We start from the raw sequence: 16,928 nt of genomic DNA on the forward strand, positions 1-16,928 counted from the left end.
CCGGGAGATCAAAGGGTTAGCGCCCCTCCAGGGCGCGATTGAGGTCGGCGATAAGATCCCCCGGATTCTCCAGACCCACCGAGAGGCGGATCATCGAGTCGGTAATACCGCGCCGCTGCCGTTCGTCCGCCGCGAGCCCGTAGTGCGTCGTAGCGAAGGGTTGGCAGGCCAGGCTTTCGACACCGCCGAGACTCGGTGCGTTCAGAAACAGCTCCAGACTATCCACCACCGCCGTTGTCTGTTGCGCATCGCCGTCAAGATCGAGTGTCAACATACCGCCGAAGCCACTCATTTGACGCCGCGCCAGTTTGTGTCCGGGAAACTGTGGCAGCCCGGGATAGAGGACCCGTTTCACCCGCGGATGCTCGAGCATCGCTTCGGCAATCCGCAGCGCGGAGGCATTCTGGCGTTCGACCCTGACGGACAGGGTACGCACGCTGCGCGACAACAGGGCGGCGACTTCCGGAGCCGGAGCCTGCCCCAGGTTCTTGCGCCAACTCCAGACCGGTTGCAGCCGTTCCGCCGCACCCATCACCACACCGGCAGTGATATCGGAGTGCCCACCCAGGTACTTGGTCGCGGCATGGATCACCAGATCGGCGCCCAGTTTCAGCGGTTGCTGGTTGATTGAAGTCGCAAATGTGTTGTCCACAGCCAGCAACGCCCCATGCCGGTGGGCGATCGCAGCGACCTGGGCGATGTCACGGATGGCCAAGGTCGGATTGCACGGGGTCTCAAGGATCAGCAGCGATGCCTGCTGTTCCTCGAGGGTGCGATCGAGATCGGCAATTTCGTCATCGCGCAGCAGCCGTCCCGCGATGCCCAGCTGCGGCAACTTGTTACCGACCAGTTCCATGGTGCCCCCATAGACATCACCGACACAGACCACACCGTCCCGCCCATAGGCCAGACAAGTGGCTGAAATCGCCGCCATCCCCGCCGAAAAGGCGAGCGCGCGTTCCGCTTCCTCCAGGGGCGCCAATTGGCGTTCCAGCGCCGTGATGGTGGGATTCATGCCATAGCGCGTATAAAACCCGCCTTCGCGCTTGCCCGTCTGCATGTCGATCAGCGCCGCTGTGTCCGGAAACACAAAGGTGGTGGTGTTGTAGATCGGCGTGTGCGGAGCGCCATGTGCATCCTCGATCGGCGCGGGGTGAATACAGCGTGTGGCAATATCCAACTTATCGGGCATAGCGTGTTCCTTGAAGGCCAGATTGTCAGGCTGTGGATATCACGTTCTTGCGAACCCCCACAAGGGACAGCTTTGTGCTAGTTTTGCGGCACATCTCAAGAACCGGAGCCAACCATGCGTATTGTGCGCTTTATCGATCCTCAGGGTTCAGTGCGGCTCGGCGAAGACCAGGGCGATGGCAGCGCGCGCCTGCTGGCCGGCTCGTTGTTTGCCGGACTCACCGCCACGGATTCCACGGCAACCATCAGCCGGCGCCTCGCCCCGCTCGAGCCCGTCAACATCCTCTGCATCGGCAAAAACTACAGCGACCATGCCAAGGAGATGGGTTCGGAAGCACCCGAACTGCCTATCGTCTTCATGAAGCCGACCTCGGCGCTCAATCACCCCGGCGCACCGATCCCGATCCCCGCCGCCTGCGATCACGGTCCCGAAGTCGACTATGAGGCGGAACTGGCGGTGGTGATCGGCAAGGCCGCGCGCGATGTGCCGCGCGACCGGGCGCTGGACCACGTCTTCGGCTATACCTGCGCCAATGACATCTCCGCACGCTGGTGGCAGAAAGAGGGCAGCGGCGGTCAATGGATTCGCGGCAAGAGTTTCGACGGCTTCTGCCCCCTGGGGCCGGTCCTGGTCACGGCAGAGGAGATCCCTGATCCGCAAAAACTCTCGGTGCGCATGCGGCTCAATGGCGAACTGATGCAGGATGGCAATACCGGCCAGATGATGTTTCCCGTCGATTACCTGATTGCCGAACTGAGCCGCGATATGACTCTGCTACCGGGTACCGTCATTCTCACCGGAACCCCGTCGGGTGTAGGCTTCGCTCGCACACCGCAGGTGTTTCTGCAGCCGGGGGATCAGACGGAAGTGGAGGTGGAAAAGATCGGCGTGCTGTCCAACCAGATCACCAGCGCCGTATAGCAGGGTAAAAAAGAAGGGGTGCCGCGAGGCACCCCTAAGGTATCCAGGAGAACCGTCGCGCAGAGGAGGAGCGAGAGGCAATCGAGATAGTGACGGTTCTCCTGCTTCAAACTTATGCATTGTGCGTGCCAGTTTATTATTCTATTTAATTATCAAGTAGTTAGTAATTTTTGCTCCCCGCCGATATTTACCAAATCAGCCATAAGTGGCAAAAAAAGACGGAGGATTGCCGCTCAGCGTCACTTTTTCGGCGTTGCCAGAGCCTATCCCAAATAGACCCGGGCATTGCGGAACAGCCGCAACCAGGGGGCATCCTCGCCCCACTCCGGCGGATGCCAGGAGTATTGGACTGTGCGGAACACCCGCTCCGGATGCGGCATCATGATGGTGAAACGACCGTCGACGGTTGTCAGGCCGGTGATGCCCGCGACCGAACCATTGGGATTGTCCGGATATACCTCGGTGGCCTGACCCCGGTTGTCGACAAAGCGCAGTGCCACCAGTTTTTGCTCAAGCGCCCGTTCGGCACCCCGGAGAGAGGCGAATTCCGCCCTGCCCTCACCGTGGGCCACGGCAATCGGCAGCCGTGAACCGGCCATGCCGGCGAGAAACAGCGACGGCGAATCGAGCACCTCGACCAGCGAAAGGCGGGCCTCAAACTGCTCGGATTCGTTGCGCACGAAATGGGGCCACAGCTCGCTGCCGGGAATCAGCTCATGAAGATTGGAAAGCATCTGACAGCCGTTGCAGACACCCAGTCCGAAGGTATCCGGACGCGCAAAGAAGGCGGCGAACTCGTCACGAGCCTGGTTGTTGAAGAGGATCGACTTGGCCCATCCTTCACCGGCGCCGAGGACGTCGCCGTAGGAAAACCCACCGCAAGCCGCGATGCCGTGAAACTCTCCGAGGGTGTGACGACCGGTGATGATGTCGCTCATATGGACATCGACAGCGAGAAATCCGGCACGATCGAAGGCCGCCGCCATCTCGATCTGACCATTGACCCCCTGCTCGCGCAGGATGGCGATACGTGGCCGGACCCCGGTCGCGATGAAGGGCGCCGCCACATTGTCATCGGGATCGAAACCAAGGCTGGCGGTCAATCCGGGATCGTCGTCGTCCAACAGCCGGTCATACTCCTGCTGGGCGCAGCGCGGATTGTCGCGCAATGCCTGCATTTGGAAGGTCGTCTGTGACCAGACCCGGTGCAGATCCAGCCGCGTCTCGTCGATCAGCGCCCGGCGGTCGTGGCGAATGCAAATCCGGTGCGTGTCGTTCAGTGTGCCGATCACATGACTGTACTTGCCCAGGCCGTTGTCGTGCAGCCATTTCACGACCGTATCGGCGTCGCTGTGACGCACCTGAATCACCGCCCCCAGCTCTTCGGTAAACAGGGCGGCTACCGGATCATCGCCCAGATCATCCAGCTCCACGTCGAGTCCGATCCGTCCCGCGAAAGCCATCTCGCAGAGTGTGGCGAAGAGGCCCCCATCGGAGCGGTCATGGTAGGCCAGGAGCAATTGCTCCCGGGCCAGCTCGCGTATCGTCTGGAAAAAGGCGGTGACGGCCTGGGGATGATCCAGATCGGGTGCGTGGTGTCCCACCTGCTTGTAGACCTGCGCCAACGCCGAGCCCCCCAGTCGATTGCTGCCGCGCCCGAGATCGATGAGGATGAGGTCGGTATCCCCCTGATCGGTGCGCAACTGCGGGGTCAGCGTGCGCCGGGCATCCTGCACCGGGGCAAAAGCGGAAACGATCAGCGACAGCGGTGCCGTTACCGCTTTTTCCTTACCACCCTCTTCCCAGACCGTTTTCATGGACATGGAGTCCTTGCCAACCGGAATGACGATCCCCAACGCCGGACACAGCTCCATCCCCACGGCTTTTACGGTGTCAAAGAGCGCCGCGTCCTCGCCGGGGTGCCCGGCAGGGGCCATCCAGTTCGCCGAGAGGCGTACGTCCGAGATTCGCGCCACATCAGCGGCAACGATATTGGTCAGGGCCTCGCCGATGGCCATGCGTCCGGATGCCGCCGGATGCACCAGGGCGATCGGCGTGCGCTCGCCCATGGCCATGGCCTCTCCGGCGTAGGTCCGATAGCCGCTGGTGGTGACCGCCACATCGGCGACCGGTACCTGCCAGGGGCCGACCATCTGATCGCGCGCCACCAGGCCGGTGATGGTGCGATCGCCAATGGTGATCAGGAAACTCTTGTCCGCTACGGTCGGCAGGCGCAATACCCGGCGTGCCGCCTCGGCCACATCGATACCCGTGGTCTCGAACTCGGATTTGGGGTGGGGATGGTGGTGCACATCGCGCAGCATCTTCGGTGGTTTACCAAGCAGTACCTCCATGGGGATATCGATAGGGGTGTTTTCGAAGTAGGCATCGCCAACCACCAGCTGGCGCTCTGCCGTGGATTCGCCCACCACTGCATAGGGGCAGCGCTCGCGCTCACTGATCGCCTCGAACTCCGCCAGTCGATCCCGGTCGATGGCCAGCACGTAGCGCTCCTGCGCCTCGTTGCACCAGATCTCCTTGGGTGACATGCCCGGTTCGTCATTGGGCACGGTGCGCAGTTCGATACGCCCGCCGCGCGCGCTGTCGTTGAGCAGTTCGGGCAGGGCGTTGGAGAGCCCTCCCGCGCCCACGTCGTGGATCGAAAGAATCGGATTGGCGCCGCCGAGCGCCCAGCAGCGGTCGATCACCTCCTGGCAGCGGCGTTGAATCTCGGGATTGCCGCGCTGCACCGAGGCGAAATCGAGATTTTCCGCACTGGTACCGCTGGCAACCGAGGAGGCTGCCCCGCCCCCCAGACCGATCAACATCGCCGGGCCGCCCAGCACGATCAGCGGCGTCCCCGGGGGTATCTCCATTTTCGCGACGTGGTCGGCGCGGATATTGCCTAACCCGCCGGCGATCATGATCGGCTTGTGGTAGCCGCGCATCTCGGGACCCCGCGGTCCCTGCACCTCTTCCTCGAAAGTCCGGAAATAGCCGCACAGATTGGGCCGCCCGAACTCGTTGTTGAACGCGGCGCTGCCGATGGGTCCTTCCAGCATGATCTCCAGGGCACTCGAGATACGTCCCGGTTTACCGTAACTCCCCTCCCACGGTTGTTCGGAGCCCGGAATACGCAGATTGGAGACCGAAAAACCGGTCAGCCCCGCTTTGGGCTTGGAGCCGCGCCCGGTAGCCCCTTCGTCGCGGATCTCGCCACCGGAACCGGTTGCGGCACCCGCAAACGGCGAGATGGCGGTTGGGTGATTATGCGTCTCGACCTTCACCAGGATGTGGACGTCTTCGTCACTGTACCGGTAACTTCCCGTTGCGGAATCGGGATAGAACCGGCCGGTACGGTGTCCCTCGATAACCGCGGCGTTGTCTTTATACGCCGAAAGCACGCCCTCCGGGTTGCTGGAATAGGTATTGCGGATCATGTCGAACAGAGTGTGATTCTGGCGCTCGTGATCCACGATCCAGTCGGCGTTGAAGATCTTGTGCCGGCAGTGCTCGGAGTTGGCCTGGGCGAACATCATCAGTTCGACATCGGTGGGATTGCGCCCCAGCGCCTGATAGTTCTCCACCAGATAATCGATCTCGTCTTCCGACAACGCCAGACCCAGTTCCGCGTTGGCCAGCACCAGTGCCGCGGCTCCGACCCCCAGCAGATCGATACTCGCCACCGGTGCCGGCTCCGCGTGGGAGAACAGCACCTGTGCGTCCTCCAGATCGCTCAGCACCGTTTCGGTCATTCGATCGTGTAACAACGCCGAGGCCAGCGCCAGCTTGGCACCGGTCAGGACTTCGCCGCGCTGGGTACCGAGGTAGTAAATAATCCCTCGCTCCAGGCGCCGGATTTTACCCAAACCGCAATTGTGGGCGATGTCGGTTGCCTTGCTCGACCACGGCGAGATGGTCCCCTTGCGCGGCACGACCAGGCGCATCTGTCCCTCGGTCTCGACGGGCTGACTCCTGGGACCGTAGGCCAGCAGGCGTTCGAGGACTTTGAGCTCGGCGCGATCCAGTCGTTGCTCGAGTTCGGCGAAGTGCACGAATTCCGCCGCGATGCGGGCGATTTCCGGCACGCGCGAACGCAGCTGATTGAACAGCTTTTCGAGTCGGAACGGTGAAAGGGCAGCGCTACCACGCAGTCGCAGCATCGGATTCTCTGGCAGTTGGACGGTGGAGGAAAAGAGGCGTAATGATACTGGAAGCGGGGGATGCCTTAAACCATAAAGGCGTCAATCCGCTTCTTCTAACCACAAAGTACACGAAGTACACAAAGTGAAGTGCATTGAGACCTTGCACCCCTGCCTAAGGAAACATTTGCGCCAGGGCAGAAAGGTGCCCGATTTTCGACGTCAAAACGTCGTGAACTTCGTGTACTTTGTGGTTAATAGCCTTTTTATAGTCCATCCCCCTGATCGGCAACCCGCAGCCGATCGATATCGCCCAACACGTCGTGCAACACGGCGCACGCAGTCGCAGCATCGGATTCTCTGGCAGTCGGACGGTGGAGGAAAAGAGGCGTAATGATACTGGGGGCGGGGGATGCCTTAAACCATAAGGACGTCAATTCGCTTCTTCTAACCACAAAGTACACAAAGTGAAGTGCATTGAGACCTTGCACCCCTGCCTAAGGAAACATTTGCGCCAGGGCAGAAAGGTGCCCGATTTTCGACATCAAAACTTCGTGAACTTCGTGTACTTTGTGGTTAATAGCCTTTTAAGCCCGTCACCCAGATCAATCCACCACCACCCAGTCCAACCCCGCCTCCTGATCGGCAACCTGCAGCCGATCGATGTCACCCAACACTTCGTGCAACGCGGCGATGGCCAGATCGGGATGATTGTTCTTTTCGCTAAGGTGCGCGGCTACCACGCAGCGCAGCCGCGCATGATCGAGCCGCGCCAGCAGATCGGCCGCCTGCTGATTGCTGAGGTGCCCCCAATCGCCCCCCACACGGCGTTTGAGCGCCGCCGGGTACTCGCCGCGCATCAGCAGATCGGGGTCATGGTTGCACTCCAGAAGCAAGGCATCGCACGCCGTCAGCATTTCGACGACATGCGGGGTGACACTGCCCAGATCGGTCAGCACGCCGAATCGGCAACGCCCATCGTCGATCACGAGCTGGGTGGGTTCGCGCGCGTCGTGCGGCACGGGGAAGGGGTGGATCGAAACGCCGTTGTGGGTGAAGGGCTGATGGCTGGAGAAGAGCGTGACATCGACACCCTGACGGGCGCCAAAGGCCGAAGCTGTACCCGCCGTCATCCATACCGTGAGCCCAAGCCGCCGGGCAAGGCGCTCGACGCCACCGATGTGGTCGCTGTGTTCGTGGGTCACGACGATCGCCGTAAGATCATCCAGCGTACGGCCCAGACGCCGCAGCCCGGACTGCACGCGGCTCACCGACAGCCCGCAATCGATGAGGAGGCACATCGCACCGCTCTCAATCAGCGTGGCGTTACCCCGACTGCCGCTGCCCAGTGAAGCCAGGCGCATCGTGCTCGATTACCTCCACCACCAACCGTGTCGATCGATCAGCGCAACTGCTCCTCCAGAAGAGCAAGAATTTTCTCCGCTGCCTGCGCGGTGCTGGGCGTCGCCTCGTTCTCTGGATTGACGCTCACCCGAGTGCCCGCACCTGCCTCGGTCAACAGAACACGGAACCTGACCTCTTCGAGCGATTTCTGCTCGTCGTCACGCCAAAACGCCAGATTGGCGAAAAATCCTTTCTTTTGGGTCAGCTCCGTCAGCGGTTCCGCTGAGCGGACCAGGTAGGTGCCCTGTTGCTGATCACGGTCCTCTACCACGAAACCAAGATGATCCAGCGCGATGCCGGTCAGCCGCCAGGCACGCGCATAGCGTTCGTCGACGTCGAGAACATTACCGCCGCCGGGACCACTCACCAGACGCGCACGCGGCTCCTTCGGCGCAGTTGCCAGGCGCTGCGAGGCCTGTTCCTCTCCCACGCCGAGATAGACAACCAGGCGATTGAGGAACTCCGCTTCGAGTTCGGGATCGGAGGGGCGGGAATCCCACACCGTGGACTCGGGGTCACTGAGGGGGCCACCGCCAACGACGACCTGCTTCACCCCCCAATGGGTGAGAAAAATCTCAGTGGTGTTCCCCTCCGCGCCGCGTTCCATACGCACGCGGTATTTATCCCGTGTCGGCGCGGAATAGGCAAAATCGAACACCTTGCCCAGCCAGCGACGGATGACCCCTTGCGGGATATCGGCGCGGTTCTCGGCCCACTCGGTCTCGATAATACCCAGGCGCGGGTCTTCGCGTTTGATGAGGAAACCCTGATGCAACCAGAATTCCCGCACTGCCGGCCAGATCTTCTCCGGCCCCCCCTCGACGACCAACCAGCGACGCCCACCGTCGTGCTCGACGCGAAGTGAATCCGGTCGCGGCAGCAGGCTGGCGCCGGCTTTGCTGGTTTCGTCACCCTGGCCGCTGGTGAAACTGGAGTAGGTCGCGGTACCCAGCGCGCTGGTCGGCGCCAGACTCCCGCCGCCACGGGCTTCAACCTGGGTGAGGTCGGGGGGGACTTCCAGTCGCTCCAGGGTACGCGCCTGCCGATAGTCCACTTTGCGCTCGCGCACAAAGCCGCCCTCCCCGCTACAGCCGGTCAGCTGCAGGAGAAAAGAGAGGATTATCAGACTGATTGCGAGATGCCGTAACGGGTTGGCGCGGAAAAAAGCTATCACAGGGCTCCGGCCTCCCGCATCGCCTCGCGCAACGGTTCATGGAACCGCTCTGCCAGGGGTGTCATCGGCAAACGGATGCCCGGGGCGATCATGCCCATTTCAGTGAGCGCCCATTTGACCGGGATCGGGTTCGACTCCAGGAACAGGTTCTTGTGCAGCAGCGCCAAGCGGTTATTGATCGCCTCCGCCGCCGCCCGATCGCCGCGTAATGCCACAGCGCACATCTCGTGCATTGACTTGGGCACGACGTTGGCCGTCACCGAGATATCGCCTTTGCCGCCGGCCAGAATCAGTTCCATGGCGGTGGCGTCGTCGCCGCTGTAGACATCCAGACGGTCGCCGCAACGCTGCAGTATCTCGCGCGCCCGGTCGACATTACCGGTGGCCTCCTTGATGCCGACGATATTAGGGATCGGTGCGAGCCGCTCGACGGTCTCCGGCAGCATATCGCACGCCGTGCGTCCGGGAACGTTGTAGAGGATCTGCGGGATCGCGACCGCCGCGGCGATCGCCTTGAAATGCTGATACAACCCTTCCTGGGTCGGCTTATTGTAGTAGGGTGTGACCAGCAGGCACGCATCGGCACCCGCTTCCATCGCTCCCTGCGTCAACTCGATCGCCTCGTGGGTGGAGTTGGCGCCGGTGCCGGCGATGACGGGGAAACGGCCTTTGGCCAGCTTCACGATGCGGCGGATGACATCGAGATGCTCAGCCTCGTCCAGCGTGGCCGACTCGCCCGTGGTGCCCACGGCGACGATGGCGTCGGTGCCGTTCTCCACATGGAACTCCACCAGCCGCGCCAGGGCCTCGTGGTCCACGGCCCCATCTGGCTGCATGGGCGTGACCATGGCCACCATGCTCCCCTGAAACATCGCTCACTCTCCCCGAAGGAACAGAAATAGGGCATGGTACTTACCCACCCTGATGATGACAAGGAGCATGGAACGAGCCGGCGCGGCGCTGTTATCGCACCGCGGGGGGGATGGTACACTTGCCGCATGGTGGCGCCACCCGCCCTGGCTGCAAGAAGGCGTTCACCCACAGGATCTACACCCTACGACAAGATGGAAGCCCGCATGCTCAACTACCTGGTTATCTCGGCTCTCGGTGAAGACCGCTCCGGCATCGTCGATCGCCTCGCGAAGGTGGTGCTGGATGGCGGCTGCAATATCGAAGACAGCCGCATGGCCGTGCTGGGTGGGGAGTTCGCGGTGATGCTGCTGATTTCGGGCCAGTGGAACAACATCGCCAAGGTGGAAAACAGTCTGGAGCGGGTCGGGTCGGAACTGGGCCTGACCGTGTCGGCGAAACGCACCGAGGGACGGCGCTCGCGTCGCCATCTGATGCCCTACGCGGTGGATGTGGTGTCTCTGGATCATCCGGGCATCGTCTATAATCTGGCGCATTTCTTCTCGTCGCGTGACATCAATATCGAAGACATGACCACCAGCAGCTACGCCGCCGCCCACACCGGAGCACCGATGTTCTCGGTGCGATTGATCGTCGACATCCCCGCAGCACTGCAGATCGCCGCCCTGCGCGACGAGTTTCTGGATTTCTGCGATGAACTCAACGTCGATGCGGTGATCGAACCGGTAAAATCGTAATACTGTCCTGGCCAGACTGGCAGATTGGCCAGCAATTCCCGAGGATCTTGCGTATGTCCGCACCCAGCGTCGGCAAACCTGCTCCGCCATTCGAGCGCCCCGCCACGGGTGACAAAACGATCTCGCTCGCCGCTCTGAAGGGCAGGAACGTGGTGCTCTACTTCTATCCCAAGGACAATACGCCCGGCTGCACGCGTGAAGGCCAGGATTTCCGCGACCAGCATAAGGCTTTTGACAAACTCAATACCGTGGTCCTCGGCGTCAGCCGCGACAGCCTCAAAACCCACGAGAATTTCAGATCGAAACACAGCTTCCCGTTCGATCTGCTCGCCGATCAGGACGAGATTCTATGCCGTGCCTACGACGTGATCCGCAAAAAGAAGATGTATGGCAGGGAGGTCGTCGGCATCGAGCGCAGCACTTTTCTGATCGACGCCAAAGGCATTCTGCGCCGCGAGTGGCGCAAGGTGAAAGTCGATGGCCACGTGGATGAGGTCCTGGCTGCGGTAAAGGGGTTGTGATCTGACCGCTGCCGACCCATCGGCCCGCCATTCGGACCGGGCACCCTATTTCCCATACCTGCTGATGAACGGTGAGGCATGATCAAAAGCGCTGCCGGTAAACGCCTGTACGTACTCGACACCAATGTTTTGATGCACGATCCCGCTGCGATCTTCCGGTTCAAGGAGCACGACGTGTTTCTGCCGATGGTGGTACTGGAAGAGCTGGACGCCAATAAACGCGGCACCTCGGAATTGGCGCGCAACGTGCGGCAGGTGAGCCGCTTCCTCGATGAATTGATGATCGACGCCAGCAAGGACGACATCGATCGAGGCCTTCCTCTGCCCGCCACCGTCAACAGCGGTGAAACCGAAGCGCAGCGGGGCAAACTTTTTTTTCAGACGCAGGTACTCGACACACAACTCCCCGATTCGCTGCCCGGTCACCGCCATGACAACGAGATCCTCGCCACCGCGCTCGCTCTGCAAACCGTGCGCAACAACGACATCGTGGTGCTGGTCTCCAAGGACATCAACCTGCGTATCAAGGCCTCTGTGCTCGGCGTGCCCGCCGAGGATTACCGCAGCGACCAGGTGCTCGAAGATGTCGATCTGCTCTTTACGGGCTATGCCGCATTGGAGACTGGCTTCTGGGACAACCATGCCAAAGCGTTGGAGTCGTGGCAGGAAGCGGGTCGCAGTTTTTACCGTGTCGTCGGCCCCGAAGTGAGCGCGTGGCACCCGTCGCAGTTTCTCTATCTCGATGACGAGAGCCGCTTTGAGGCGATAGTCCGCAATGTAGGCAGCGAGAACGCCACCATCGAGGTGATCGACGACTACTGCCAGCCGCAACACTCGGTATGGGGTATCAACGCGCGCAACCGTGAACAGAACTTCGCCATCAATCTGCTGATGGATCCCGACATCGATTTCGTATCGCTGCTCGGGGCTGCCGGTACCGGGAAGACGCTGCTGGCACTTGCCGCCGGTCTCGCTCAGACGTTTGAATCAAACCGCTACGCGGAGATCATTACCACCCGCATCACCGTGCCGTTGGGTGAGGACATCGGTTTTCTTCCCGGTACCGAAGAGGAGAAGATGACGCCGTGGATGGGCGCGTTGATGGACAATCTTGAGGTGCTGACGAAAAGCGAATCCGGCGGCGAGTGGGGACGTTCCGCGACTGCGGATCTGCTGCGCAGCCGTATCAAGATCCGCTCCCTTAACTTCATGCGCGGTCGTACCTTCCTCAACAAATTCATCATCCTCGACGAGGCGCAAAACATGACGCCGAAACAGATGAAGGCGCTGATCACACGCGCCGGCCCCGGCACCAAGATGGTTTGCCTGGGTAACGTCGCGCAGATCGACACGCCCTATCTGACCGAAACCACCTCGGGCCTGACGTACGCCGTGGACCGCTTCAAGCATTGGCCGCACAGCGGGCACGTGACACTGCAGCGTGTCGAGCGTTCGCGGTTGGCGGATTATGCGTCGGAGGTGTTATAGAAATCTGGTCTCTCGCAGAAACGCCAGGTGCGCGGAGAAAAGCAACGAAATACAGGTCATTGTAAAGGTGCTCATAGGATGATGAGTCTATATATATCAGCAGGTTTGACCGCGACCGCCGTAATCACATGATAAAACCCGCGCTGGTCGAACTTCCGGAATCACGCGCCGCGCTGGGCAGCTCGGCTTTCGAGACGGTGCTCAAACATGAAGTCGCTGAACTCGGCTCCGACGTGCTGTCGTTGCGTTACGCCCTGGCGCAAGGAAACTATGTCCTCGATGACGGCATCGAGGTTATCGTGCTGAACGTTTCGGAGACACCGGAGACGGTCCGCGTGAAAGCCGGTATCCACTTCCTCAGCATCCTCACCGGTTGCGCCTGCGACGACGATCCGACGCCGGTCTCGGAGCTCAACGAATACAGCGAGGCGCTGGTAACAATCGATCGGAGCAACGGAGCGGCGACAATTCTGCTGATGTCGGACTGACCGCTCTATTACACCGCCACCCAATCCCTGTTCTCCCTCGCCAAAATTCATCCCAGATGCCTGAATGGCCGGCGTGGCATCCGCATCAGCATGGATGGCAAGGGCCGGTGGGTCGATAACGTCTTCGTCGAGCGCCTGTGGCGTAGTGTGAAATATGAGGAGGTGTATCTGAAGGCCTACGACAGCATCGCCGATGCGCGCACGTCGCTGGGGCGGTACTTCGCTTTCTATAATTCGGAAAGGCGGCATCAATCGCTTGACCGGCGTACGCCGGACAGCGTGTACTACGAAACCGCTGCCAGGCTGGCGGCTTGAACTGAGGACGCACTTATCGCGCCGTCCAATTTTCGGGGTCCATTTCTGGGAGCCTATTGACAGCCCTGTCGCTCGTTAGGTCTTGTGTACATCCATTACTCCCTCTCGATTAAAATATGGAGGACTTTGTTCTTGTAGTTACTGCTTCAAGCACCTTCATTCCTTTATGAGAATTCCCGTTCACATTTAGCTTTGGGCTCCAAACAGCAATACTGTATTTTCCTGGATGAATTGCGACGATGCCCCCGCCAACACCGCTCTTGCCGGGCAAGCCCGTTCTAAATGCGAACTCGCCTGATTCGTCATAAAATCCGCACATCTGCATAATTGAATTTATACGTTTCGTTCGACTTGGACTGATGACAGCTTCATTTGACATTGGATTTACACCGCCTGAAGCCAGGAATAAAAAAACTTGAGACAATTCTTTGCAGGTCATCTCAATCGAGCACAGATGGAAGTACAAATCCAAAACAGGTTCTACATCATTGTGAATATTCCCAAAATCCTTCATGAAATTAGTCAGGGCATAGTTTCTATAGCCAGTTTGTTTTTCGGAATCTGCTATTTGCGAGTTATAGTCAATACTAGCGATACCCGATGTTTTTCTGATGAATTCCAGTAATTTTAATTTTGGCTTATCCAGACAAGTAACCAATATGTCGCAAATAACAATAGCGCCTGCATTGATGAATGGATTCCGGGGGATGCCTTTTTCATATTCTAACTGGACCAACGAGTTAAAAGCAGAACCGGATGGCTCAACACCCAAGCGATTCCACAATTCTTTTCCCATGATCTTTAAGGCTAAAGTTAGAGACAATACTTTTGCGATACTTTGAATCGAAAACTTTTCATCTGCATCGCCAAAGGTGTAGTGAATTTTCTGTACAGTCGTAAGATGAATGCCCAATTTATTTGGATCCACCTTGCCCAATTCTGGAATGTATGTGGCAATCTCACCGCAATCATCTGTGTCTTTAAATTCGGCCACTATTTCACGAAAAATCTTTTGATAGTCTATGTTATTAATCATCTATTTAGTGGTCCAGATTAAGGGGCCAGGGCTCTTTTTCCCCACATTGTGTGATCTTCTTCTGAGTCGCTTTACGTTGTCCTTCCCCTTAGCACAGAAATCTCACTGCCTATCATCCACCACCTGCGGTTCATCCACCGCTCGCGGCCACGCGCGAAGCACCGCTTGCACCAGTGTCGCCAACGGAATAGCAAAGAACACTCCCCAAAAACCCCAGATACCGCCGAACACCAGCACAGCGGCGATGATCGCGATGGGATGTAGGTTGACCACTTCGGAGAACAGCAGCGGCACGAGGACGCTGCCGTCGAGCCCCTGGATCACCAGGTAGGCGATCATCACGTACCAGAAATCGGGATTGAGTCCCCACTGCGAGTAGGCGACCAGCATCACTGGCAGCGTGACGACCACCGCGCCGACATACGGGATCAACACCGAGATACCGACCAGGAAACTCAGCAGCATGGCGAACTTTAGCCCCATGACCGTAAAGGTGACATAGCACGCCACCCACACCACCAGGATCTCCCAGAACTTGCCGCGGATGTAGTTGCCGATCTGCAGGTCGACCTCCTCCCATACCTGATTGGCCAATCCACGTGCACGGGGCATATAGCCGCTCACCCAAACGAGGATTTTCTCCTTGTCCTTGAGAAAGAAGAAAACCAGCAGTGGCATCAGGACGAGGTAAACCAGAATCGTGAACAATCCGACGAGCGACGCCAGCGAATAGGAGAGAACGCGTTGACCCAGGCCGGCCAGTTCGCCGCGCAGATGACCGAGCACCGAGGTGATCTCTTTTTCGCTGATGAGTTGCGGATAAGCCTGCGGCAGGCGCATCAGCGCCTTCTGTCCTTCATTGATCATCAGCGGCAAATCCTGCACCAACTGTGTCAGCTGTCGCGACAACAACGGTAACAAGCCAAACAACGTCAGGAGCAGCAATGCGAGAAATGCAGCGTAGACGAGGATTACGGCCGGCAGGCGCAACGCGCCCTTGCGCACCAGCAGACTGACTACACCCTCCAAGAGGTAGGCGATGATGATGCTGGCGATGATCGGCACCACCATTTGACCGAACAGGATCACGCCGCCGAACCCGATCACGAGCAGGAAGGCGAGCATGAGCGCCTCGGGATTGGAGAAGTGGCGGACGTACCAACTGCGCAGGATCTCAAGCATCTCTAATTATTCTCTTTTTCTGCTTTGAAGCGCTCGTAATGCGCGGCGAACGTCGCCTCCAGATCATCGATCACCGCTTCTGCATCGCGCCCCTGCAAGGTGTGCTCGGCCAATAACCCGGCGGCCCTGTGCAACAGGGCCTGCGCCTCGATCATCGGGTAGGTGCTGCGCAGACGGCGCATCGCAGCGACCACGGTTTCGTGGTCGGGGCGCCCCAGTGGCAGCGGTTCTTCAATCGACTCCTCGACTTTCTCAAGCCCCGCCCGCCCGGCGAGAAATTCGGCCAGGGCGAGCACCGTTTCCCGGTCGTTTTCATTGAGGCGGCGAAACCTCGCCACCAGACGCTCTTCGGCGGTTTTCATCACTCACCCGGACTCCGGTGCAGTGTCGATTGCGGGTGCTCCCGCACCGCGGTATTGGACGTACTGAGTGAAGCGACGTCGATCACAGGCGGTCGTTGGGATGCTCTTCGCAGTAGCGCTGGGCGAACTCGTGCAGCTTTTCCATCACCCGGTGGCGAAACTGCTGTTTCTGGTGGACGAACGAGAACTCGCGCTCCAGGGGCGGGTCGAGCGGTATCACTCGCAATGTGCCCAACTGAATCTCTTTGTGCATGGTGGCGCGCGACATGATCGAGACCCCCATTCCCGCTTCGACCGCGCCCTTGATCGCCTCGGGGTTTCCCAGTTCGATGGAGATATTGAGACTGCTCGGATCGTGGCCGCACTGTTCGACATAGTTGGCGATCACCTCGCGTGTGCCGGAGCCCTCTTCGCGGGTGATGAACGGGTAGTCGAGCAGATCGCCGATCTTGAGTTTGCGCGAATCGGCAAGCGCATGATCGGGCGGCAGTATCACCACCAGCTGATCGATGCGGCACACCTCGACCGCGAGGTTCTTGTTGCTCACCGGTCCCTCGACCACACCGAGGTCGATGGTGTTGCCCTCGACCATCGAGACGATGCCTTCGGTATTGCTCACCTTGAGCTGGATGTTGACGTCGGGGTAATGGCGCTTGAAGTCGCCGAGCAGTGCCGGAAGCATGTACTCGGCGATGGTGGTGCTGGCGCCGATGGTGAGCACACCGCTGAGATCGCCGGTCATTTCGCGCACCGAATTGTCCATCTCGCCGTAGAGTTCGAAGATGCGGTCGGCGTAGCGATGGACGACCTTGCCCGCCTCGGTGAGACTGATGCGGTTGTGGGTGCGGTCGAAGAGCCGGGTGCCGAAATACTCCTCCAGCTGTCGCACCTGAAAGGTCACCGCCGGCTGGGTCATGTGCAGGGTTTCGGCCGCTTTGGTGAAGCTCAGCAGCCGTGCCACGGTGCGAAATACCTGTAACCGCCGATCCGCCATATTCTGTCCTGTCTCTGCGATCTGGCATGACAATAGGCCGAGCTTGTTTGTGACTTATTGTTCGCCAGCGCGGCGCCCGACAGCGCCCGCTTCAGGCCAGCA

The 16,928-nt window shown here is 59.7% G+C and carries 14 protein-coding genes and 1 pseudogene; 6 read left to right on the top strand and 9 right to left on the bottom strand.

Annotation, left to right across the window (positions count from 1 at the left end; all coding sequences use genetic code 11):
- Window positions 1-16: 16 nt before the first annotated feature.
- Window positions 17-1,192: a cystathionine gamma-synthase gene (locus DWQ09_17885; protein ID KAA3626099.1), complete on the bottom strand. Its 1,176-nt coding sequence runs from the start codon at window positions 1,190-1,192 to the stop codon at window positions 17-19.
- A gap of 114 nt (window positions 1,193-1,306) precedes the next feature.
- Between DWQ09_17885 and DWQ09_17890 the strand changes: the two genes are divergently transcribed.
- The gene (locus DWQ09_17890; GenBank protein ID KAA3626100.1) at window positions 1,307-2,113 is read left to right on the top strand and encodes an FAA hydrolase family protein; all 807 of its coding nucleotides are present in this window, start codon (window positions 1,307-1,309) and stop codon (window positions 2,111-2,113) included.
- Window positions 2,114-2,376: 263 nt separating this feature from the next.
- On the opposite strand, the gene DWQ09_17895 is transcribed toward DWQ09_17890, so the two are convergent.
- The 4 genes from DWQ09_17895 to DWQ09_17910 form a co-directional block, all read right to left on the bottom strand.
- Window positions 2,377-6,276, bottom strand: a complete 3,900-nt coding sequence (locus tag DWQ09_17895; GenBank protein ID KAA3626101.1) for a phosphoribosylformylglycinamidine synthase — start codon at window positions 6,274-6,276, stop codon at window positions 2,377-2,379.
- A gap of 584 nt (window positions 6,277-6,860) precedes the next feature.
- Complete coding sequence (locus DWQ09_17900) at window positions 6,861-7,619, bottom strand: MBL fold metallo-hydrolase (GenBank protein ID KAA3626102.1); 759 nt, start codon at window positions 7,617-7,619, stop codon at window positions 6,861-6,863.
- A 38-nt stretch (window positions 7,620-7,657) separates the two neighbouring features.
- A complete protein-coding gene (locus tag DWQ09_17905) occupies window positions 7,658-8,833 on the bottom strand; it encodes an outer membrane protein assembly factor BamC (GenBank protein ID KAA3626103.1) in 1,176 nt (391 codons plus the stop codon).
- Complete coding sequence (locus tag DWQ09_17910) at window positions 8,830-9,705, bottom strand: 4-hydroxy-tetrahydrodipicolinate synthase (protein KAA3626104.1); 876 nt, start codon at window positions 9,703-9,705, stop codon at window positions 8,830-8,832. The genes DWQ09_17905 and DWQ09_17910 overlap by 4 nt, the downstream gene beginning before the upstream one ends.
- A 204-nt stretch (window positions 9,706-9,909) precedes the next feature.
- On the opposite strand from DWQ09_17910, the gene DWQ09_17915 reads away from it, so the two are divergent.
- The 5 genes and pseudogenes from DWQ09_17915 (at window position 9,910) to DWQ09_17935 (ending at window position 13,252) form a co-directional block, all read left to right on the top strand.
- The gene (locus tag DWQ09_17915; GenBank protein KAA3626229.1) at window positions 9,910-10,440 is read left to right on the top strand and encodes a glycine cleavage system protein R; all 531 of its coding nucleotides are present in this window, start codon (window positions 9,910-9,912) and stop codon (window positions 10,438-10,440) included.
- A 53-nt stretch (window positions 10,441-10,493) separates the two neighbouring features.
- Window positions 10,494-10,961, top strand: coding sequence for a peroxiredoxin (locus DWQ09_17920; protein KAA3626105.1), 468 nt, complete (start codon window positions 10,494-10,496; stop codon window positions 10,959-10,961).
- A 78-nt stretch (window positions 10,962-11,039) separates the two neighbouring features.
- Window positions 11,040-12,449: a PhoH family protein gene (locus DWQ09_17925; protein ID KAA3626106.1), complete on the top strand. Its 1,410-nt coding sequence runs from the start codon at window positions 11,040-11,042 to the stop codon at window positions 12,447-12,449.
- Window positions 12,450-12,577: 128 nt separating this feature from the next.
- Entirely contained in the window at window positions 12,578-12,937 is a 360-nt protein-coding gene (locus DWQ09_17930) for a hypothetical protein (protein KAA3626107.1), read from the top strand.
- A gap of 75 nt (window positions 12,938-13,012) precedes the next feature.
- A pseudogene (locus DWQ09_17935) lies at window positions 13,013-13,252 on the top strand (transposase).
- A gap of 109 nt (window positions 13,253-13,361) precedes the next feature.
- Here DWQ09_17935 and DWQ09_17940 read toward each other — a convergent pair.
- The 4 genes from DWQ09_17940 to DWQ09_17955 form a co-directional block, all read right to left on the bottom strand.
- Window positions 13,362-14,288: a glutaminase gene (locus DWQ09_17940; GenBank protein KAA3626108.1), complete on the bottom strand. Its 927-nt coding sequence runs from the start codon at window positions 14,286-14,288 to the stop codon at window positions 13,362-13,364.
- 102 nt (window positions 14,289-14,390) lie between these two features.
- A complete protein-coding gene (locus DWQ09_17945) occupies window positions 14,391-15,470 on the bottom strand; it encodes an AI-2E family transporter (GenBank protein ID KAA3626109.1) in 1,080 nt (359 codons plus the stop codon).
- A gap of 2 nt (window positions 15,471-15,472) precedes the next feature.
- Window positions 15,473-15,832 (bottom strand): hypothetical protein, encoded by a 360-nt coding sequence (locus DWQ09_17950; protein KAA3626110.1) that lies wholly within the window; start codon window positions 15,830-15,832, stop codon window positions 15,473-15,475.
- Between the two features lie 82 nt (window positions 15,833-15,914).
- Entirely contained in the window at window positions 15,915-16,826 is a 912-nt protein-coding gene (locus DWQ09_17955) for a LysR family transcriptional regulator (protein ID KAA3626111.1), read from the bottom strand.
- Between the last annotated feature and the right edge of the window lie 102 nt (window positions 16,827-16,928).

The organism is Pseudomonadota bacterium (genome assembly GCA_008501635.1).
Taxonomy (GTDB): Bacteria; Pseudomonadota; Gammaproteobacteria; order QQUJ01; family QQUJ01; genus QQUJ01.